Annotated in this window: 18 protein-coding genes; 4 read left to right on the forward strand and 14 right to left on the reverse strand. The window is 60.0% G+C overall.

The window, feature by feature from the left end; all coding sequences use genetic code 11:
- Positions 1 to 154 precede the first annotated feature (154 nt).
- Both flhB and EDE05_RS01290 read left to right on the forward strand, forming a co-directional pair.
- Complete coding sequence (flhB, locus tag EDE05_RS01285) at positions 155 to 1,234, forward strand: flagellar biosynthesis protein FlhB (protein WP_105370635.1); 1,080 nt, start codon at positions 155 to 157, stop codon at positions 1,232 to 1,234.
- 5 nt (positions 1,235 to 1,239) lie between these two features.
- Positions 1,240 to 1,671, forward strand: a complete 432-nt coding sequence (locus tag EDE05_RS01290; RefSeq protein WP_105370634.1) for a hypothetical protein — start codon at positions 1,240 to 1,242, stop codon at positions 1,669 to 1,671.
- 34 nt (positions 1,672 to 1,705) lie between these two features.
- Here the strand turns inward: EDE05_RS01290 and EDE05_RS01295 are convergent, their stop codons facing one another.
- From EDE05_RS01295 to EDE05_RS01360, 14 genes are all read right to left on the reverse strand, one after another.
- Positions 1,706 to 2,452, reverse strand: a complete 747-nt coding sequence (locus EDE05_RS01295; RefSeq protein WP_105370633.1) for a LuxR C-terminal-related transcriptional regulator — start codon at positions 2,450 to 2,452, stop codon at positions 1,706 to 1,708.
- A gap of 13 nt (positions 2,453 to 2,465) precedes the next feature.
- Positions 2,466 to 3,185, reverse strand: coding sequence for a helix-turn-helix transcriptional regulator (locus EDE05_RS01300; RefSeq protein ID WP_245519850.1), 720 nt, complete (start codon positions 3,183 to 3,185; stop codon positions 2,466 to 2,468).
- Positions 3,186 to 3,587: 402 nt separating this feature from the next.
- Positions 3,588 to 5,261 (reverse strand): flagellar basal-body MS-ring/collar protein FliF, encoded by a 1,674-nt coding sequence (gene fliF / locus EDE05_RS01305; RefSeq protein WP_105370631.1) that lies wholly within the window; start codon positions 5,259 to 5,261, stop codon positions 3,588 to 3,590.
- 150 nt (positions 5,262 to 5,411) lie between these two features.
- Entirely contained in the window at positions 5,412 to 5,801 is a 390-nt protein-coding gene (locus EDE05_RS01310; RefSeq protein WP_105370630.1) for a hypothetical protein, read from the reverse strand.
- 14 nt (positions 5,802 to 5,815) lie between these two features.
- The gene (cheD, locus tag EDE05_RS01315; RefSeq protein WP_105370629.1) at positions 5,816 to 6,373 is read right to left on the reverse strand and encodes a chemoreceptor glutamine deamidase CheD; all 558 of its coding nucleotides are present in this window, start codon (positions 6,371 to 6,373) and stop codon (positions 5,816 to 5,818) included.
- Positions 6,370 to 6,759 carry a response regulator gene (locus tag EDE05_RS01320; RefSeq protein ID WP_105370628.1) on the reverse strand — a complete coding sequence of 130 codons (390 nt, stop codon included), beginning with the start codon at positions 6,757 to 6,759 and terminating at the stop codon, positions 6,370 to 6,372. The genes cheD and EDE05_RS01320 overlap by 4 nt, the downstream gene beginning before the upstream one ends.
- A complete protein-coding gene (gene cheB / locus EDE05_RS01325) occupies positions 6,759 to 7,799 on the reverse strand; it encodes a protein-glutamate O-methylesterase CheB (RefSeq protein ID WP_105370627.1) in 1,041 nt (346 codons plus the stop codon). The genes EDE05_RS01320 and cheB overlap by 1 nt, the downstream gene beginning before the upstream one ends.
- Complete coding sequence (cheR, locus tag EDE05_RS01330) at positions 7,796 to 8,704, reverse strand: protein-glutamate O-methyltransferase CheR (protein ID WP_105370626.1); 909 nt, start codon at positions 8,702 to 8,704, stop codon at positions 7,796 to 7,798. The genes cheB and cheR overlap by 4 nt, the downstream gene beginning before the upstream one ends.
- Positions 8,701 to 9,168 carry a chemotaxis protein CheW gene (locus tag EDE05_RS01335; RefSeq protein ID WP_105370625.1) on the reverse strand — a complete coding sequence of 156 codons (468 nt, stop codon included), beginning with the start codon at positions 9,166 to 9,168 and terminating at the stop codon, positions 8,701 to 8,703. The genes cheR and EDE05_RS01335 overlap by 4 nt, the downstream gene beginning before the upstream one ends.
- A gap of 5 nt (positions 9,169 to 9,173) precedes the next feature.
- Positions 9,174 to 11,459, reverse strand: a complete 2,286-nt coding sequence (locus EDE05_RS01340; protein WP_134099559.1) for a chemotaxis protein CheA — start codon at positions 11,457 to 11,459, stop codon at positions 9,174 to 9,176.
- 16 nt (positions 11,460 to 11,475) lie between these two features.
- The gene (gene cheY1 / locus EDE05_RS01345; protein WP_105370623.1) at positions 11,476 to 11,841 is read right to left on the reverse strand and encodes a chemotaxis response regulator CheY1; all 366 of its coding nucleotides are present in this window, start codon (positions 11,839 to 11,841) and stop codon (positions 11,476 to 11,478) included.
- A 2-nt stretch (positions 11,842 to 11,843) separates the two neighbouring features.
- On the reverse strand, positions 11,844 to 12,137 hold the full coding sequence (locus EDE05_RS01350; RefSeq protein WP_134099562.1) for an STAS domain-containing protein: 294 nt from the start codon (positions 12,135 to 12,137) through the stop codon (positions 11,844 to 11,846).
- Positions 12,137 to 13,756 carry a globin-coupled sensor protein gene (locus tag EDE05_RS01355; protein WP_134099887.1) on the reverse strand — a complete coding sequence of 540 codons (1,620 nt, stop codon included), beginning with the start codon at positions 13,754 to 13,756 and terminating at the stop codon, positions 12,137 to 12,139. Before EDE05_RS01355 ends, EDE05_RS01350 begins: the two co-directional genes overlap by 1 nt.
- Before the next feature lie 370 nt (positions 13,757 to 14,126).
- A complete protein-coding gene (locus EDE05_RS01360) occupies positions 14,127 to 16,373 on the reverse strand; it encodes a cellulose synthase (RefSeq protein ID WP_134099564.1) in 2,247 nt (748 codons plus the stop codon).
- Positions 16,374 to 16,641: 268 nt separating this feature from the next.
- On the opposite strand from EDE05_RS01360, the gene bcsN reads away from it, so the two are divergent.
- Both bcsN and bcsA read left to right on the forward strand, forming a co-directional pair.
- A complete protein-coding gene (gene bcsN, locus EDE05_RS01365) occupies positions 16,642 to 17,652 on the forward strand; it encodes a cellulose biosynthesis protein BcsN (RefSeq protein WP_134099567.1) in 1,011 nt (336 codons plus the stop codon).
- 58 nt (positions 17,653 to 17,710) lie between these two features.
- Positions 17,711 to 19,885 (forward strand): UDP-forming cellulose synthase catalytic subunit, encoded by a 2,175-nt coding sequence (bcsA, locus tag EDE05_RS01370; RefSeq protein ID WP_134099570.1) that lies wholly within the window; start codon positions 17,711 to 17,713, stop codon positions 19,883 to 19,885.
- Positions 19,886 to 19,887 lie beyond the last annotated feature (2 nt).

Below are 19,887 nucleotides of genomic sequence, written 5' to 3' on the forward strand. Positions count from 1 at the left end.
CGTTTTCGTTTGCACGTATGCAATCCGACCCCGCTCGCCCACAGTCTTTTTGTTGACTCGATTCGCGGCTAGCTGGCGATCGATTAAGATAGTCGGTGGCGGCGGACGATTCGTTTGAGCCGCGTCCCCGCAATTGGTCGATTGGTCCTGAACCGTGTCGGACGAAGATAAAGACAGTAAAACAGAAAACCCGACCGCCAAGCGAATGACGGAGGCGGCCGAGAAAGGCAATCTGCCCGTCTCGCGCGAGGTGCCGCTGTTTGCGTCGATCCTCGCCTTCTATGTCTTTCTTGTCTTTTTTCTTCCTTCGAGTGTCGCGAGGATCGGCGAAACGCTGAAGGACCTCTTCGAGCAACCGGATCAGTGGCGGCTTGAAAACTCTCCCGACGTCGTCTCGCTGAGCGCCCATCTCGGCTGGGCTGTGGCGGCCTTCCTGGTGCCGGCCATGCTGCTCTTCATCATCTTCGGACTGGCCTCTTCCTTCGCCCAGAATATGCCGTCGATGGTGCTCGAGAGGGTACGGCCGCAGATGTCTCGTATCTCGCCGGTGAAGGGTTTCACCCGTATCTACAGCGTTCCGGGATTTGTGGAGTTCGGCAAATCGATCTTCAAGATCCTGATCGTCTCGCTCATCATGTATTTCACCCTCCGGGGAGAATATTTCGCCTCGCTCGACGCGATGTTCTCCGATCCCCAGGTGATTTTCGTCAAGCTGAGCTCGATCGTTAGCAAGATGGTGATCGTCGTCATGCTTTCCACGGGCGTGCTGGCTGCGGTCGACGTGATCTGGACACGCTATCACTGGTACCAGCAGCTCAAGATGACCAAGCAGGAGGTCAAGGACGAATACAAGCAGGCTCAGGGTGACCCGATCGTCAAGTCGCGTCAGAGATCGGTTGCGCGCGACCGGGCCCGCCGGCGCATGATCAACAATGTGCCGCGCGCCACATTGGTGATCGCCAACCCGACCCATTATGCCGTTGCGCTGCGTTATGTGCGCGAGGAAAACGATGCTCCGGTGGTGGTGGCCAAGGGTCAGGACCTGATTGCTCTCAAGATTCGCGAAATCGCGGAGTCGAACGGCATCCCCGTTTTCGAAGATCCGCCTCTGGCTCGCTCCATGTTTGCGCAAGTCTCGGTGGATAGTGTTATCCCACCTGCCTTCTACAAGGCGGTGGCAGAACTCGTGCACCGGGTCTACGCGTCCCGGTCGCTCAAGAAACGGACACGCTGAGCGCCATGAAAAAATGCACCTATTCCACCGAACGGGAAGAAATCGTCGCTCAAGCAATCAGCCCGGTGGCCACCGAGCTGCGTCTTCTCGACGCTGGTGACCTTATCTCGCTTCTCCGGTTGGAGTGCTACAGCAGCCTCGCCGATCTCGTCTCGTCCGCAGCCGAGCTGTATTTCCATCCGGGAACGGTGAGTTTCGGCGCGGGAGGCGACTATAAACTGGAATGGAGCGGTCAGCCCGAGGTTGTCCTCGACCTCGAAATCAAGCCGCGGGGCGTGTCCGTCTACGCGCGTCTGACGATTGCCGACCAGAAGGCCGGCCTGGAAATCGATCACATTTCCTTCCAGGAGCCCTCGGACGACCCGGACGATAATACCGCGTTCCTGGCAAGGAGCCTGCAGGAAGCGAAGTTCGTGAGAATGAGCACGTCACAGTGATCGCCGAGCGAGCGATCCCATGTTCGTCCCGCCATCAGTGAATGTAACCGAGCCGGATCGCTTTGGCGATCGCCTGGATGCGATTGACCGAATCGAGCTTGATCGTGGCAGAACCCAGATAGGCATTTACCGTGTGGACGGAGAGGCCTAGGTTTTCAGCAATCTCTTCGCTGATCCGCCCATCTCCGGCCAATTGCAGGCAGGCAATTTCCCGCTCGCTCAGCGATTCGGCCGGTACGCTTCGCCGCTCATCCAGCGCCAGCAGATCCATCATCACTTGGCAGCTTCTGACGTGCTGGTCGATGACCATGTCGCTCGAGACGTCGATGGACGTGGAGACAAAGGCGACGTAGCCGTTTCCGAGCGCCCCCAGCCGCACCGGAAATGCGATCCCTGAAAAAGGAACGACAGAGGGTTCCAATCGGCGGGTCAGGGGCGAAAAATCCCCCGCGTCGGAAAAACTGGCATTCTCGGAGCCGTCCCAAATCAGAGGAAGGAGCGATACTTCTATGTGTTCGAGCAGGACATCGCCATAGCCGTCGATGAACTGGCTGCTGCCTTCGGTCGTACCGACGCCCCAGTTGTCGAGTTCGGAGACGAGCTTCCGCTTGTTTGGCAGACCCGCGCCGGCAATGCGAAAAACCGCGAAGTTGCGCGCCTTCAGGTTCTTCTGCATGGCAACGAGCTTTGGAAAGATATCCGATCGGCTTGAGGCGCGCTGAAGGCGCAGATACTGGATGCTTCCAGGTCCGTCCGCCATGCCGCTGCGCGTATAACTCATCGAAATTCGATCCCTATACCAGGTTGTTCCGCACCGCATAGGCAATCGCTTCGGAGCGGGTTTTCGTTGCCGTCTTGCGCATCACGCTTGTGATGTAGTTGTTGATGGTGTTGCGCGATATGCCGAGGATCACCGCAATTTCATCGCTGGTCTTGCCCTCGGCAATCCAGAAAAGACATTCAAGCTCGCGTTCGGTCAGCTCGAAGTCGCGCTCTGTCCGGGCGTCGGCGTTTTCGGCGAAACTGGCGCCATAGGCTGCCAGCAGTCCCACCTCCTTCAGCCGTTCTTGCGAAAGGATGATCCCCTCCAGAAAGAGAAGCATCAGTGAAAAACGCGTTCTGCCCACGCAGAAGGTCAGCGAGCAATATTGCCGGCTGATATCATCGGGCGGCATCACGTCATCCGGCAGGAGCGAGAAACTGGGCGTCAGGAGCGAAAGACACTTCTCCAGCTCGGTGGAGCGAGCGTAGCCGCTGGCAAGTTCCGACCCCAGGCGACGGACAAGATCGAAAGGCCAGTTGGAAGTCACGATGAAATCGAGGCCCTGCTCCTGGATCAGGTCATATCGGGCAAGAAGAAAGTGGGAAGCGCCAACGTAGTCAGCAAGAAGCCGCATCACTGCCTGGACATTGTTGGAACCAGCCAACACCGAAAGGCGACGAACCAGTTGTTCGCGCGACAGGACCCTGGACCCGACGGATTCCACATAGGGCGGCCGTCCCTCCATCGCCATGTCTATTCCCGACAACTCCATCAGCTACTTGCTCCCAACCACACGACGCATTCCTCATGAACGCGCGCAAGCGGTATTGTCACTGACGCACAACCGTTACCTTGACAAAACGATCCTCGATTTTCGGCAAAACGTCAAAAGTTACTTTCCGCAACCCTTTGTTTTCAGCCGGACAAGGACTTCATTGTTGGCCACCTCCCCGGCCTCGGAAACTCATGCGCGAATCAGGCCATTGTAGGAGAGGCCCGGCGAATTACCATTGGGACCCGCATGGATTTCCCCAACTCCAACCCGGTCCAACTGATTCGTGCATCAGAGGAATGAGCCAAGTCTGTGGCAAGGCTGAAAAAGAAAGGGCCGGACAAGTCCGGCCCTTGGTGATCATATTTTCGTGATGGGGTATCACGCTGCCTTTTCGAGGGCCCATTTGCGGAGAATTTTCGCGGCACGCTCTTCGGAGATTTCCACCATGCGGGCAAGGCGTTTTTCCGGGCCTTCCTTGACACGCCGGTTGAAACCATCGCCCTCGTCGCCGCCAAGCATATCGCCCGCGCTGTCGAACCCGAAGTCCGAACCGAAGCCATCCATGAGTGCGGGACCGCCTCCGACCGGAGAGAAGTCCGGCAGTTCGAGACCTGCCCCTTCGGTGGCCGCCTCGCCGGCAACTCCGTTGCCGCTAACGGTGCGGATGAGCGGGCGGAGGCCGAGCCAGACCACCAGGAACGCAACTCCCACGAAGGCCAGCGAGTTAATGATGCCGCCGATGTTGCGGGTCAGCACATCCATCAGGCCGGGACCGTCTGCGGCCTCTTCGAGCAGCTGGTTCTCGAGGAAGTCCATCGCAGTCAACGTGACCACGTCGCCGCGGTTGGAACTGATACCAGCGGCCGACGAGACGATCTTCTGCATTTCGGCAAGATAGGCATCGATCTTCGCCTGGTCGACCGGCTCGCCGACCATCTTGGCGATCCGGCCCTTGTTGACCACCACCGCAACCGAGACCTTTTCGATCTGATAGCTGTTGCGCGTCGTGGCCGTAGTCTTCTGGTTGATCTCGTAGTTGGTCTGCTCTTCCTTCTTGTCGGACTGGTCGGAAGATTGCGGACCGTTGGCGCCACCTGGCTCCGGCGCCGCCTGAGGAACGTTCTGTTCGACGGTAGTTGCGTTATCGTTCTGGGTCTGCTGAGACTTCGAAACTTCCTTGGTGGTGCGCACCGAACGCTCGACGCGCGAATTCGGATCGAAGACTGTCTCCTGGACCTGTTGGCTGTCCGTATTGAGAGAAGCCGTTACGCTTGAACGGAAGTTGTCCATTCCGAGGAACGGCGCGAGCGCCTTGTCGATATTATTTTCGATTTCCTGCTGAACATTTTGAATGATGCTCAGCGATTTGTTCATCTCGCTGCCGCCGAAATCGTCGCCGGAAGCAAGCAGCTGGCCGGTCGAATCGAGGATTGTGACATCGTCGACATCAAGGCCGGGAACGGCCGATGCCACGAGGTGACGAATGGACGATGCGGCCTTGCGGCCGGCCGTCGTACTGGCGCGGATCATCACCGACGCGGACGGCTTTTGCTCGCCCCTGCGGAAATTGCCGACATCCGGCATCACGATATGAACACGCGCGGCGGAGACGCCGCTGATTTGCTGGATCGACCGGCCGATTTCGCCCTCGAGTGCCCGGACCCGCGTTACTTCCTGCATGAAGGAGGTCAGGCCGAGGGAGCCGACATTGTCGAAAAGCTCGTAACCGGCATTCGTGCTGTTGGGAAGCCCCCGTTCGGCAAGCAGAAGGCGAGCCTTGCTTGTGGTACCCACCGGAACCTGAATGCTCGATCCATCGCCGCCGACTTCGAAGTCCATGTTCGCTTCAGCCAGCGCCATGGTGACCTGGTTCAGGTCGGCAGTGTCCAGATTGACGTAGAGGGACTCATAGGAGGGCTTGTTTACAAAGATGGCCGCGGCAAGGACGATTGCAATCGAGACAACGCCGACGGCACCCAGAGCAATAAGTCGCGTCTGGCCCAGATTGGCCAGATTTTTAAAGACTTGTGAAAATTGAGCCAACAGATTCATTCTGTTCCCACACCGCCAAACAAGGAAATAGAGCTTTCGCTCAAGCCGACCCTAGGGGGCGAAGCTTGTGCGAGCGTTTCGCAGGCGATGGGGATGAAGAGAGCAGGCGGAAGGGTAAACCGCTTCGGTGTGAGGGGCCGAAAAAGGCCGTTAGAAGAAGTCGAAGTCGCCTGCGGCCTTGCTCAGGGGCTGGGAATGGCCGTGGCGCATACCGTTCGCCAGAGCCTTCTGCATGTCGGCCAGCTTGACGAGGCTGATCGCGGTCGAGACATCGACGGTCCAGCTTTCCGGAATGGTGCCGGTAATCGTATCGATAAATTCGGCAATACCGCGCGTCTTCTGCACGGCCAGATCGATGCCCTGCAATACTTTGATGCTGTCGGGAGATTCCAAGATGGCCATGCCTCCAAGTTCCAGCAGCTGGGGCTCGATGCGTTCGATCAGATAGGCGACGTCGTGAAGCTCCGACACCAGCCGCATCAAAATCTCGGGTAGCGCCTCCTCCAAGGGAGCGCCTGGCGGCTTCGCGTTGTCGGTCATATTGTTCCTCGTGCCTAAAAGAATTCGATCGAACTTTCGACGGGCTTCGGCGCCGCACGAGCCGGGCGCATCTCAAGTGCCACGGTCCGTTGAGCCTCGGCGCCGGTCAGCGGATACTGACGTGCCCGCCCGCTGATGGGCCAGTATTCCAACTTGCGCCCGTGCTCCCCTCCGGTGGAAGAGCCAACAACCGGAATCCCTTCATCCTTGAGAAACTGCATCGCGAATGCTGCATTCTGTTCGCCGACGTTCGAAAAGCTCGCTATCGTCTTTGCGCCACCGAATATTTTTGCTTCCAGCCGGTCGCGTCGCGCCCCCTGCTTGAGGAGACCGTTGATCAGGAGCTCCATCAGATGCACGCCATACCGAGTGGCATCGCCGCCCGATGCCATGGCGCCACCCGAACCGGGAAGCAGGAAATGGTTCATGCCGCCGACGCCGGCGACAGGATCACGAAGACATGCAGCCACGCATGAGCCCAATATCGTCGAAAGTACGACATTCGGATCGTTTACGACCTTGTACTCCCCCTGAATGATATGGACACGCTTGGCCGCAATGGCATCGTTCATTTCAATGCTCCAAACACGGCCTCGATGGCGGCCTTCATCTTCTCGATCGTGAACGGTTTGGCGAGGACGTTGTTTGCCCCGAGTTGGGCTGCCCTCTGCACCAGTGCGCGATCGCCTTGAGCGGTCAAAATGATGAAGGCTGCTTTTTTCGTGTTCGGATTGCTGCGGACGGCTTGCAGGAAGCCGATGCCATCCATCTTCGGCATGTTGAAGTCCGAAATCACGAGATGGTGCGGCTGCTCGGCCATGATCTTCATACCCTGCTCACCGTCACCGGCCGCAGTGATCTGCTTAAAGCCGAGCTGTGTCAGGGCGTCGCTGAGCAGCAGGCGGCTGGTCACCTGATCGTCAACGATCAGAACTTTAATTTTTTCAGCGAGAGACATTATTCGGTACCTTCTTTTCGGGCGGCTGTTAACTTCAACACTTCTTCTCCTATGGAGCCTAACGGCAGCTGTTGCTCGACGGCCCCGATTTCATGGGCGACCCTCGGCATGCCGTAGACCACACAGGTCTTTTCGTTCTGTCCGACCGTGCGCGCGCCCGCATTGCGCATCTTCAGCAGACCGGCAGCTCCGTCGCGTCCCATGCCTGTCAGGATAACCCCGACCGCATTGCGGCCTGCCAGATCGGCAACCGAGTCAAAGAGGACATCCACGGAAGGCCTGTGGCCATTCACCGGATCTCTTTCGACCAGTCGACAACATGGCGCCGACGGATTGGCTACCTGCAGGTGCCGGTCACCACCGGGCGCGAGATAGATCTTGCCGATCTCCAGCCGCGCGCCATCGGTCGCTTCCTGCACCACAGGAGCACAGATACGATTAAGACGTTCAGCAAAACTTTTGGTAAACGTCGAAGGCATATGTTGAGTAATAACGGTCGGCGGGCAGTTCTGCGGGAACTTTTGTAGGACCGTAATGAGCGCCTCTACACCACCAGTTGATGAACCGATCGCCACAACCTTTCGTCCGACCCGATATTCGGTCGCCGGGGTCACCGCCGGGGACGGCGCGGCTGCGCTCCGGCGATGACCGGACCGGGCAGCGGCCTTCACCTTTTCGGCGAGATCCATGAAGGGGCGGGAATCTCCAGGGCTCGGCTTGCCGACACAGTCGAATGCGCCGATCTCCAGCGCGGCAAGCGTTGCGTTGGCACCCTGATGCGTCATGGCAGAAACCATGATCACCGGCATCGGCCGCAATCGCATGATCTTCTCGAGGAATTCCAGCCCGTTCATATTGGGCATCTCGATATCCAGGGTCACGACGTCCGGATTGAGCTGCTTGATCGCCGCACGCGCTTCCAGAGCATCACCGGCCTGGCCAACGACATTGACCTCGGGATCGGAATTGAGAACCGCGGTGATCAATCCGCGCATGGTGGGTGAGTCGTCAACGACGAGAACGCGAGCCGGAGCGCTCATGCTTTCCTCCCTGCGTTCTTGCCGACATACCGATAGGTGGTGATGCCAATGTTATCGAACAGGTTTTTCGCCTCGCCGGAGACTCGTTCGGAGTGACCGATATAAAGGTGACCGCCATCGCATAGCTGCGAAGCGAAGCGCGACCAGATCTTCATCTGCGTCGGCTCATCGAAGTAGATGACGACGTTGCGGCAGAAGATGACATCGAAACTTCCCTTGAAAGGCCACTGCGCCATCAGGTTCAATTCGTTGAAGGTGATGAGCTTCTTGACCTTGTCGTCGATCTGCAGCTTGCGTCTGCCGCCTGCGTCAACCTCGCGAAACCACTGCTTGCGCATGGCCGGCGTCATGGTTTCCGTGGCGTTTTCGTCGTAGATGCCGGCTCGGGCGGCAGCCAGGATCTTGGGGTCGATATCGGTCGCAAGAATCCGGAAATCGTAGTCCACGGCGTTCGGCAAAAGCGACAATACCGTCAGCGCGATGGAATAGGGCTCCTGACCGTCGGAACAGGCTGCCGACCAGATGCGCACACGACCGCCGGTCTTGGCCCGGTTGATAAGCCCCGGCAGGACTTCGTCACGCAGGTGCTCGAAATGATGGTTCTCGCGGAAGAAGCGCGTGAAGTTGGTCGTCAGATGCGAAAGCATCTCGCGGCGCGCCGCCGCACCTTCCGGCGATGCCACAAGCTCACAATAGTCCCTGAACCCGCGCAATCCCAATGCGCGTATGTGCTTGGACAAACGAGAGTAGACGAGCGACGCCTTGGAATCGTTGAGATAGATACCTGCATCCGAATAGATCATCGCCGCAATGTCGGACAGGTCGCGGCGCGTCAGCGGATATTCTCCACTGGCCAGCACCTCGTCCGGTGACTGTCGGCTTTCAATGGCCCCCAAAGGCTTCATGCAGCTTCGCTTTCCTTTTCCGGGAATAGGGCATCCAGCTCGATCATGCAGATCATCCGCTTGTCGATGGCAAGAATTCCCCGGGCATATTGTTTCTCCAGATCGGACGAAATTTCCGGAACCGGCTGGATATTCTCCTCGGTGATCGTAAGGATATCGGAAACTGCCTCAACAAGCAGGCCGACGACGCGGCTCTTGACCTGCGCCACGATGATCACGTGGCGCGCCGTTGGCTCTGCTTCCTGCATCCCGAGACGAGCCGACAGATCGACGATCGGCAGAACCGCGCCGCGCAGGTTGATGACGCCCAAAACATAAGCCGGCGCATGCGGCATCGGCGTGGCTGGCGTCCAACCCCGGATTTCCCGGACGGACATGATGTTCACGCAGAATTCTTGATCACCGATACGGAAGGCGATCAGCTCCCGGCTTCCCTGGACAAGGTTTTTCACGGCGTACGACATACCAATTAACCCGTGGCTGCAAGTGACATTTCAGGCTTCAGTGACTGGCCGCGCGAGGCCGAAACGACCGCATCGACGTCAAGGATCAGGGCGACGCGGCCATCACCGAGGATGGTGGCGGCGGCAATACCTGGAACATGGGTATAGTTCGCTTCGAGCGACTTGATGACAACCTGACGCTGGCCCTGAATGGCGTCGACCATCAAAGCACGCTGGCCGCCACCTTCCGATTCCACCAGTAGCGCGACACCTTCGACCGGATTGGCCTGGGTGGCGCGATAATTGAGGACCCGGCCCACATCGACCAGCGGGCAGAAGGAATTGCGGATCGAGATCAGCCGTTGGTTGGCGCCGAACGAGTGGATGGCGGAGGCTTCGGGCTGCAGGGTTTCGACGATCGCCGTCAGCGGAACGACGAGCGTCTGGCCGGCAACTGTCACCACCATGCCGTCGAGAACGGCGAGCGTCAGCGGCAGGCTCATCGTGAAGGTCGAGCCGTACCCCGGGCGCGACGAGATCGAGATACGACCACCGAGCGCCTGGATCGACCGTTTGACGACATCCATGCCGACGCCGCGGCCGGAAATGTCGGAGATCTTGTCGGCAGTCGAGAAGCCGGCCATGAAGATCAGGTTGTCGATTTCGTCGTCCGTGAGGTTGGCGTCGGCGGCGATGATATCGTTGTCGATCGCCTTCTGGCGGACGCGCTCGCGGTTGATGCCAGCGCCGTCGTCGGCAAGCTCGATCAGGATGCGGCCGGAACGATGCTTCGCGGTGAGCTTGATCGTGCCTTCCGGGTTCTTGCCGGCAGCTTCGCGTTTTTCAGGCGATTCGATGCCGTGGTCGACGGCATTGCGGATCATGTGGGTCAGCGGCTCGGCAAGCTTGTCGATGACCGTCTTGTCGACTTCGGTGTTTTCACCCTCGGTGACCAGGCGGATCTGCTTGCCGACCATGTCGGCCACTTCGCGGACGATACGCGACATGCGCTGGAAGACCGGCTTTACCGGCTGTGCGCGGATCGCCATGACCGAGTCCTGGATCTCGCGGGTAAGCTGCTGCAGCTCTTCGAGGCCCATGTTGACGGCCGACGTGCCGGTCGCATCGTTTTCGATAACGCTCTGAGAGAGCATGGCCTGGTTGATGACAAGCTCGCCGACGAGGTTAATGAGGCGGTCGACGCGATCGAGATCGACGCGGATCGTCTGGCCGGCTGAAGCGGCTGCGGCAGCCGCATTGTTCTGCGCCGCTGCTGCGGCGGCGGCGGCAGCCGATTCCTTCCGTTCCGCAGCGCGAGCGGCAGCACCGGCGGCCTTCGTAACGCTGGCCGCGGTTTCGGCGGCCGATACGGCTTCAGCAACTGTCTGATCGGAGCTCTGTTCGGACTGCTTGTCCCCATCCTCGCCGGAGGTGTCATCGTCAAGGATCGAGAGATCGAAGGGCACCGGCTTCATCGGCTGGTCTTCATCCGATGAAGCCCCGTCGGCGAATTTCACCTCGAGATCGCAATCCCATTCGGCAAATTCAAAAACGATGCGGATATCGTCTTCGCTCTTGGTGGTTTTTACGGAAATCTTCCAGCTGAAATAGGACTCTTCCGGGTCCATCTTGTCGAGGTCCGGCAAGGCGTCCGTGTCGCAGGCAATGCTCATCTCGCCGACACGGGAGAGATCGCGCAGCAGGAGCGCTGCTTCATTGCCCTTGGAATAGAGCTCGCGGCGTGGCTTGAAGAGGACTTCGTAAGTTGCGCCTCCAATTACCGGCTCCTCTTCCTCACCGAATCCCTCGAATGTGAAGGGGATCGGCTGAAAGCCGCTGTCGTCGGTAGGCTTCGGCGTTTCCACCTTCGGCGCAGCGGCAGCAGCCGGGGCCGGTTTCGGCGCGTCATGAGCCGCATTTGACGGCATCTCGCCATGCGCCAGGGCTTCCAGCTCCTTGACGAGGCCGCGCGTCCTGGATTCGTCCACACTGCCGCCATCACGGGACGCGCTGACCAGATCGGCGAGCACGTCGGCAGACTTAAGCATGACCTTCAGCACGTCCTGGCCCGGTTCCAGCTTGCCTGAACGGACGCAGTCGAGGGTCGTCTCGAAAACATGGGCAAAAGCGACCAGGTCGTCGAGACCGAAGGCACCCGCTCCGCCCTTGATGGAATGAACGGCACGGAAAACGGCATTCACCGTCTCGGGGTCACGATCCCCGTCGTTCAGCTTGAGAAGACCCGACTCCAGTTCAGCGAGCTGCTCTTCGCATTCCTGAAAGAAGATCTCTTTGATTTCGTTCATATCCATCGGAGGAATTCCTGGCTCAGGCAGTTACACGCTCGATCGCATCAATCAGTTTGGCTGGATCGAAGGGCTTGACGATCCAACCCGTCGCGCCGGCCTGCCGGGCGCGGTTCTTCTTTTCCGCGTCGCTTTCGGTCGTCAGGACGAGGATCGGCACGGCGCGATATTTTTCGTTGCGACGAACGCCTTCGATAAAGCCGAAACCGTCGAGGCGCGGCATATTGATATCGGTGACGATGACGTCCGGGTTGGCATCTTCCAAGACTTCGAGGCCCTCGACACCGTCTTCGGCCTGAATGGTTTCAAAGCCTGCATTGTTCAGGGTCACCAGAAGCATGTTCCGGATGGTCCGTGAATCGTCCACCGTCAGTACTTTTTTCTTCATTGCTAGATCTCCTTAGCAACCAAATTATCGATATTGATGCCGATCAGCTGCATCGTCTTCTCAAATGCGTCCGAAGCCTTTTCCACGACGAAGGACTTCTTGTCTTTTTCCCAGGCACGAGCGCCTGCGACCAGGACCTGCGCACATTGCACGCCGACCCGATCGACGTCCGAGGCGTCGAGCACAATGTCGTTGCCGCGCATGGAGATCAGCTTGCCGTGCAGAACCGATGCCTCGTTGAGGTCCAGCACCGCGGCCAGCTTCAAATTCTCCGGTCCAGCCTTCTTTGCTGCCATCAGCTTAATCCTTGTCGTTTTTGAAGGAGATGTTCTCGCTCGGCCGGGCCTTCGTCCGGCGCCCCGGCGATCGCGACGAGCGCCGGTGGATTGCGTGGGGCTGCGGGCCGACGTGTCTCCGCATAGCGGTTCTGCCGTTCGATCCGAAACTCCCGGACCGTGCGGCCGAGTTCCAGGATCACGGTGTGCAGATCATCCGCCCCTTCGCCTGCCTGGAATGCTAGATTGCCGTTTGCGGCGACGCTCTCGCTCACCGATCCGACTTCGGCGGTCAGACGGTCGAGGCCCTGGGCATGATCACCCGTTTCCCGCGCGATCCCGGCAATCACGTCGTTGATCGCCGAGACCTGGCGCACGATGCCGCCGATCGCATCCTGCGTGCGATGAACCATTTCGACACCGGCATCGACCTGCGACTTCGTGCCGTTGACGAGCGTCTTGATTTCGCGGGCGGCCTCTGCGGAGCGCTGCGCAAGAGCGCGCACTTCCTGCGCGACGACAGCAAAGCCGCGACCGCTGTCGCCGGCCCGCGCCGCCTCGATGCCGGCATTCAGAGCAAGCAGATTGGTCTGGAACGCAATGTCGTCGATTACCCCGATAATCTGGCCGATCTTTTCGGCGGAGCTTTCGATATCTGCCATGGCGGTGATGGCGCGGCCGACGACCTCACCGCTTGCCTCGACCGAACGGCGCGTCTCAGCCGCGGCCTTTTCGGCGGCAACCGTTTCCGCAGCACTCCCCTTGACCTTGACCGCTATGTCGGTCAGCGCCCGCGTCGCATCCTTAAGACGCACCGCCTGCTGTTCGGAAGCCGCGGCAAAGGACCGTACGCCCTCGGACAGCGATTGCGCGATGGCACCCGCTTTCTGCCCGTGGCTGTCCGATTGCTCCACGGAGCTGCGGATACCGGCGACTGCCTGGTTCAGAAGATCGGCCAGCTCGCGATAGGCTTCCGGGACGTCGGCGGGAAGGCAGGCCGTGAGGTCGCGGTCGGCAAGCGCCCTGATCACTTCGGAGAAGGTCTCGATCGCCTGCGCGTGATCGGCCTCCCGCTGTTCGGCAAGGGCCCGCTGATGCTTCTGACGCAACTCGTTGAAACGGAGCGAGACAGCGATCTCGACATCCACCATGACGAGGCGGGTGATGGCACCGACAAGATCGAGAAGCTCCTGTTCGCGCTTGCGCCCGCCGGGCAGCAGCGATTTTGGAGCCAGGTCGGCGATCGCGCCTGCAATGAGGTGCTCCAGCATGACCCCGTGACCGGCGACATGCCAGCGCGGGTCCAGACCCATGCGGCTTTCCGTGTCGGAAAGGACCTTTACCCGTTCGGCGTACAGCGCATCGAAGCGAGCGTCCGTCAGGACACCCCAGTGGGATGCCTGAAGATCATGGAGCCGCTCGATCTGCTGTTCGCTGTCGAAATTCCGGGCGGCTTCGGGAAAGGATTGGAATCGATGAAACAGGTCGCGCAGACCGGTCTTGAGGTGGCGCTCCATCTGCGGGCGGCAACGGCGCAGCAGATCGCGCAGTTCGCCGTCGAGGCCGGCAAATGCCAGTCTCTCGCCCAGGCTGCCCGCCTGGTTCCGTCGCGCCTGATCCGATGGCGTTTCCTGCACCAAAACCATCCCCAAATTCGTCAAAGCCAACCCGGAGGATTGGCGGCATGCGGCTCCTGTCGGCCAGGCGCCAGAGATGAATCGGAGATGCTTGCCGATACGGATCAATATCCGCCGGGCATGGGCAACGCGGCCACCGCAGGCTTTCCTGGATTTTCATGAGCGGATACCGGATTGTCACCGGTACGGCTTTGCGGCTTCATGCCTGGTGAGAGACCGCAGTCATCCCATTTCGCCGTGGTTTCCAATTTGTATGGTTAATTCCTTGCCTGAAGGTTAATAGGGGCAGGAGAGTACCAGTTTTAGCTCAATAAGAGACACAATACCCGCATGACGCGCACCTCTCGCGGAATGCACCGCAAAAGCTCTTTTGTCAGTTCATGGCCTCGATATCGGCCAGCCCGCGGAGACCCGCCTTGTTGCCCATATCTGCCAACGCCTGGAAAATACGGCGGGCATCGCCAAGCCTGCCGAGATTCATATGCGCATATGCGCGCAGCGCCATCAGATCCGTCTGTTCGGGAGCAATCTGCGCCCGCTGATCGAGTACAAGCAGAGCCTCGCGGTAGCGTCCGAGCTTGAAGGCGTTGAGCGCCCGGTCCGCCAGAATGGCAGTCTGAAGCTCAACCGCTCGTTCGTTCGCCTGTGGTGCGGTGGCGGCAGCGACAGAGGCCTGGTCGGTCAGGCCTACCCGCAGATATGCCAGACTCTTGCCATAGGCAGCGTCGGAGCGCACCGTCTCCGACGAACTCGCATCGGCCGCGTCGAAAGCTTTTGCTGCCTCCAGGGGCCTATTGATGTCCATGAGACACCAGCCCCTCGCAAGCGCTGCTTCCGGCGACATGCGGCGCGGGTCCTGAGTTGTCCAGCATTGCCCCCTAACCGCCGTGCCCTGAACGCGAGCGACCCTTCGCGTTGCAGGCATGTCGGCACGCGTCTCACGGGTCTCTACCCGCGTCGTTCGGGAAGTGCTTTCGCGCGAAACTTGAGATTGCTCTGGAGCGGATCGCCGGACCGGCGCTTGCTGTTCCGATCCGTCGGTTTCCGCGACCTCGCCGAGCCTTGCGATGCGCTCCGAGCGCCCAGCCCAGTCGCGTTGGATTTGCGCGGTGCCGGCCTTGTCGCCAAGGTCGTTGCGGGTCAACGCCAGGCCATAAGCCGAGGGTTCGTCGTCCGGCTTCCAGGAGAGTGCTGCCTGAAACCACTCGGCGGCCGTTTCGAGCTGCCGCATCGCGCGGGCATACCAGCCGAACTGCTGGGCGGCAGCAGGATTGCGGGAGGTGATGACCACCGGCGCGATGCGCTGCAGGACCTCCTGCTGCAATACCGGAGGAGGATCGAGAGCCAGCAGATTGGCAACCGCCGCCAGATAGGCATCCTTGGCCCCGGGTGAGGACTCGCGCCAGCGATAGAGCACCGATTCCGCCTCGACGGGCGAATTCTGCGCGATCAACGTCAGTGCCAGACCCTCAGCGGCAGATGCCGTTTCCTCTTTGGCAAAGGCCCTGCGGAACCAGCGTTCGGCCCCGCCCAGGTTATCGCGCCGGTAGAAATACCAGCCGAGCAGCAATGCATCGGATGCCAGGTCGGCGGTTTCGGCCTGGCGTTCAAGGCGGGTAAGGTATTTTTCCGGGAGGACCAGCTTCGGATCGTCGTTGCCCTGGGCGACAAGGCGGCGGGCGATATCGTCGCGTAACGGCTCGAATTCCGGCTTGCCATCCGATGAGACACGCTCTTTTGCAAGCACCTCCTCCAGCATATCGGCCGGCAGCAACTCGCTCGCCTTCTGAGCGGTCGCATAACGTTCGGAGGCATTGTCGCAGTTTTCGAGAATATAGAGATAGGCGTCGCGCGCCCTGCCGTCTTTCTCCGTCTTGGCAAAGGCTTCGGCCACACGCCAGAGAACGTCAACCTCGCTGCAGGTCAGCAGGCTTGAGTTTTCAGCCGCGATCCGGATCACCGCATCGAAGCTTTTGGCATCCGATGCCACAACGAGAGCAGCACGCGCCTCGGCGAGTTTCAGGCGGTCCAACAAATCCGCCGGCGGCTGCCACTCGGGTTCCGCAGCCTGGCGGTCGGAAATTGCCTTACGCACGTCCGCATAACGGGATTGGGCATAGAGCTGCCACATGTTCTCAAGCTGACGGTCGGTCGTAACCCGCGCGGCCAGAGGATCGGCAGGCGGGGTCCAGTCCGGATAGAGCGCTCTCAACCGGGAGATTTCGGCCTGCAGACGAGCGTTGTCTCCGCGCGCAGCAAAATATCTGAGTGCGCTTTCGTCGACCTCCGGCCGGTTTTCTACAGGTCGAGTATCTGCAGAGGGATCCGGCTCGGAACGCGAAGCAGGCGGTAGGGGATTGGCCGGAGCCTGAGCGACAACGACCGGAGACGAATCCGGCCGCGCTTCACCTGGGCGCTTCGGCTGAATGAGTTGGGCAACGATTCGCTCCGTCTTGGCGGCGAAGGTGGTGGCCGGCGGCGGTGCCGTTTCGTCCTGCACCGGATTCGGCGTCACCGAACTCGTCAAAGTGTCCGGATCGACCACCGCAGGACGATTCAGGCCAAGGGCTCCCACGGCCACAGCGCCCAGGATCGTCAATGCAATGAGCGAAAACCGCATAGCCACTCCGCGATCGTCCACAATCTCCGTCAGCGCCTCATGCGGACGAACTTCGGCTCCCTGCGCCAATAATTCCAAAGGAATGAACGGATATGGTTAACGAACAATTTAGATTTAGCTCATCAAATGCCTGAGTCGGCTCATCGAAGGCTGATGCGCAGGGATGAGTTTGCGCATCGACCTCCTGGAACGACTCAGCGGACGATGTACGTCTGCCATTTGCGATATTGCTCGGCATGACGGAAAAGCAATGAATGGGAAACAGAAAATGACCGGCCTCGGCTCTCTGAGAGCGGCGATTCTGAGCTTCCTGCTGCCGCTCGTTGCTGTCGGCTGCGCGGGGCAGCCGGTGCAGACTAGTACCTTTGCGCGCAACGTTTCCGGCGAACAGGCCATGGTTTTGCCCCCTCCTGGCGGGCCGGCGATCGTGAGCGTCGTCGAAAGGCGCTTTGACAATGCCGTGGAACAGGACGTTTTCCTTGCCACTTCCGCCCTCACTCCGGGTCAGAATTTACTCAGGGTGCAGTTCTTCGGCACAACCAGCCCCTTCAAGCTCAGCGACAACAAGCTGACATCGACGCCGGTCACGGAGGCCGGCATCGCATCCGAGATGCGCCGCGCGCTGCCGGGCATCCGCATGACGCGCTCGTCCTTCTTTGTCCAGAACAACTACGGTCCCTTCGGCTACGCCTTCGGACGAGGCGCCCGCAGCGACCTTTGCATGTACGCCTGGCAACAGATCCGCTCGCCGTCGGGAACCATCTCGCCGCTTGCGAATTACGGTTCGATCCAGATCCGCCTCAGGCTTTGCCAGGCGGGCGGAACTGAGGAACAGCTTCTCGCGGTGATGTACAACTATACGATTGTCGGCTCCGTAGATGCCGGCGGGTGGAACCCCTATGGCGAGCCAAGATCCGTCCCGTCCTCTCTCGGCGGCGTCGGCGCGCCGATCTATCCGCGACCGGCAAGCTCCGAGCCGATCGTTCCGATCATACAGCCGAGGACGACCACATATACGAGCTCCGCACCCGTCACCCTGCCACAAGCGCAGCCTGCAACTCGGAAGACCAGTACCGTCGCCCCGGCTTCGGCAGTATCGGTGCCAGGTCCTGCATCTGCAGGAAGTCGACCGAATAGCGTTTCCACACCGGCCGTGTCAAACGCCATCCCGGCGCCGCTTGTGCCTTCGCCTTCCGCTGCGATGGGAGCGCGGGAGGTGACCATACCATCGCCTTCCTGCACCGACATGACGAGCGGAGCCGCCAATGCATGCCGATAAACCGCACGCGACACACCGACCGCCGACCGTTTTTTCCGACCGCTGGAGATAGCCACCCATGCGGATGATCCTGTCTGCCGTCGTCTGGGCGCTTGCAAGTGCGCTGATCATCGTCCTGGTAACCCTGCCGATCAATACGCGCACGCAGCTCATTACCAGCCTGCTGGTGGTCGGAGTGATGATAGTGATCCGGGCGCTGAAAGCCGAGGGCCAGTGGCGCCTCGTTGCGCTCGCCTTCGGTACGGCGATGGTCTTCCGTTACGTCTATTGGCGCACGACGAGCACCCTCCCGCCGCTCAACCAGCTCGAGAATTTCATCCCCGGCCTGCTCGTCTATCTTGCTGAGATGTACAGCGTGCTGATGTTGGGTCTCAGCCTCTTCGTCGTCTCGATGCCGTTGCCCCCCCGCCCGCCCTATGAGCGAAAGGGCCGAGAGCTTCCGACCGTCGATGTCTTCGTACCGACCTATAACGAGGACGAAGAACTGCTCGCCAATACGCTCGCCGCGGCCCGCAATATGGATTATCCGCCGGAGAAGCTCACGGTCTGGCTGCTCGACGATGGCGGCACCGTGCAAAAACGCACGTCCGGCAAGATTGCCGAAGCCCATGCCGCAGAGACACGCCATCGCGTGCTGCAACAGCTTTGCGAAGAGCTCGGAGTCCGCTACCTGACCCGCGAGCGCAACGAGCACGCAAAGGCAGGCAATCTCAACAACGGCCTCCAACATTCGACGGGAGCGCTCATAGCCGTCTTCGATGCCGACCATGCGCCCGCTCGCGATTTCCTGCTCGAAACCGTCGGCTATTTCGACGATGACCCGAAGCTCTTCCTCGTCCAGACGCCGCACTTTTTTCTGAACCCCGATCCGATCGAGCGCAATCTACGCACGTTCGAAAAAATGCCGAGCGAGAACGAGATGTTCTACGGCGTCATCCAGCGTGGGCTCGACAAATGGAACGCCGCGTTCTTCTGTGGCTCGGCAGCCGTTCTAAGCCGGAAGGCGCTCGAAGTTTCCAAGGGATTCAGCGGCGTCAGCATCACCGAAGACTGCGAAACGGCGCTCGACCTGCACGGTCTCGGCTGGCACAGCATCTATGTCGATCGGCCGCTGATCGCCGGCTTGCAGCCGGCCACTTTCGCGAGCTTTATCGGCCAGCGCAGCCGTTGGGCGCAAGGCATGATGCAGATCCTGCGTTTCCGCTTTCCGCCTCTGAAGCGTGGGCTCTCCATCCCGCAGCGCCTTTGCTACATGTCCTCCACGCTTTTCTGGCTATTTCCCTTCCCGCGGACCGTCTTCCTCTTCGCGCCGCTCTTCTATCTCTTTTTCGACCTTCAGATATTCACCTCTTCAGGCAGCGAGTTCATGGTCTATTCGCTTGCCTATATCGTCGTAAACCTGATGATGCAGAACTATCTCTACGGATCGTTTCGCTGGCCCTGGATTTCCGAGCTCTATGAATATGTGCAGACCGTGCATCTTCTGCCGGCTGTCGTGTCGGTCATACTCAATCCGCGAAAGCCCACCTTCAAGGTCACCGCCAAGGATGAATCGGTGTCCGCCAGCCGCCTGTCGGAGATCAGCCGCCCCTTCTTCGTCATCTTCTTCGTCTTGCTCGTCGCCTTCGGCATCAGCGTCTATCGCATCTATACCGAACCCTACAAAGCCGATGTGACGTTGGTGGTCGGCGGCTGGAACGTGCTGAACATCATTTTCGCCGGCTGTGCGCTCGGTGTGGTGTCCGAGCGCGGCGAACGCCAGGCTTCGCGGCGGGTCAAGGTGAGCCGGCGCTGTGAACTGGGCGTCGACGGCCGCTGGTTTGCCGCCACCATCGAGGACGTTTCCGCTCATGGCGCGGCCCTTCAGATCTATGCCGAGGGCTTCAAGGACCTGGCAGTCGGCAAGGCAGCCAAACTGCGTTTCCAGCCCTACAGCGACATGCCGGTCAGCGAACTGCCGATCGAAATCCGCCATTTCAGCACGGCTGGTGACGTTACCTCGGCCGGTTGCCGCTACATGCCGCAAAAGCCCGCGGATCACCGCCTTATCGCAGACCTGATCTTCGCCAATTCGACGCAATGGACGCAGTTTCAGATATCGCGCCGGCGCAATCCGGGATTGATCTGGGGCTCTCTCTGGTTCCTGGGTCTTGCGGCCTACCAGACAGTGCGCGGTCTTTCCTACCTATTCCGCAACACCGCCCACGATACGGCTGCAAGCGTGCGAAAGTAGGA

It is taken from the genome of Neorhizobium sp. R1-B (assembly GCF_004368875.1).
Lineage (GTDB): Bacteria > Pseudomonadota > Alphaproteobacteria > Rhizobiales > Rhizobiaceae > Neorhizobium > Neorhizobium huautlense.

Excerpts from the sequence above, each read along its gene's own strand:
- EDE05_RS01290 (WP_105370634.1), top strand. The coding sequence starts at position 1,240 with ATGAAAAAATGCACCTATTCCACCGAACGGGAAGAAATCGTCGCTCAA.
- EDE05_RS01295 (WP_105370633.1), bottom strand. The coding sequence starts at position 2,452 with ATGAGTTATACGCGCAGCGGCATGGCGGACGGACCTGGAAGCATCCAG.
- EDE05_RS01300 (WP_245519850.1), bottom strand. The coding sequence starts at position 3,185 with ATGGCGATGGAGGGACGGCCGCCCTATGTGGAATCCGTCGGGTCCAGG.
- fliF (WP_105370631.1), bottom strand. The coding sequence starts at position 5,261 with ATGAATCTGTTGGCTCAATTTTCACAAGTCTTTAAAAATCTGGCCAAT.
- EDE05_RS01310 (WP_105370630.1), bottom strand. The coding sequence starts at position 5,801 with ATGACCGACAACGCGAAGCCGCCAGGCGCTCCCTTGGAGGAGGCGCTA.
- cheD (WP_105370629.1), bottom strand. The coding sequence starts at position 6,373 with ATGAACGATGCCATTGCGGCCAAGCGTGTCCATATCATTCAGGGGGAG.
- EDE05_RS01320 (WP_105370628.1), bottom strand. The coding sequence starts at position 6,759 with ATGTCTCTCGCTGAAAAAATTAAAGTTCTGATCGTTGACGATCAGGTG.
- cheB (WP_105370627.1), bottom strand. The coding sequence starts at position 7,799 with ATGAGCGCTCCGGCTCGCGTTCTCGTCGTTGACGACTCACCCACCATG.
- cheR (WP_105370626.1), bottom strand. The coding sequence starts at position 8,704 with ATGAAGCCTTTGGGGGCCATTGAAAGCCGACAGTCACCGGACGAGGTG.
- EDE05_RS01335 (WP_105370625.1), bottom strand. The coding sequence starts at position 9,168 with ATGTCGTACGCCGTGAAAAACCTTGTCCAGGGAAGCCGGGAGCTGATC.
- EDE05_RS01340 (WP_134099559.1), bottom strand. The coding sequence starts at position 11,459 with ATGGATATGAACGAAATCAAAGAGATCTTCTTTCAGGAATGCGAAGAG.
- cheY1 (WP_105370623.1), bottom strand. The coding sequence starts at position 11,841 with ATGAAGAAAAAAGTACTGACGGTGGACGATTCACGGACCATCCGGAAC.
- EDE05_RS01350 (WP_134099562.1), bottom strand. The coding sequence starts at position 12,137 with ATGGCAGCAAAGAAGGCTGGACCGGAGAATTTGAAGCTGGCCGCGGTG.
- EDE05_RS01360 (WP_134099564.1), bottom strand. The coding sequence starts at position 16,373 with ATGCGGTTTTCGCTCATTGCATTGACGATCCTGGGCGCTGTGGCCGTG.
- bcsN (WP_134099567.1), top strand. The coding sequence starts at position 16,642 with ATGACCGGCCTCGGCTCTCTGAGAGCGGCGATTCTGAGCTTCCTGCTG.
- bcsA (WP_134099570.1), top strand. The coding sequence starts at position 17,711 with ATGCGGATGATCCTGTCTGCCGTCGTCTGGGCGCTTGCAAGTGCGCTG.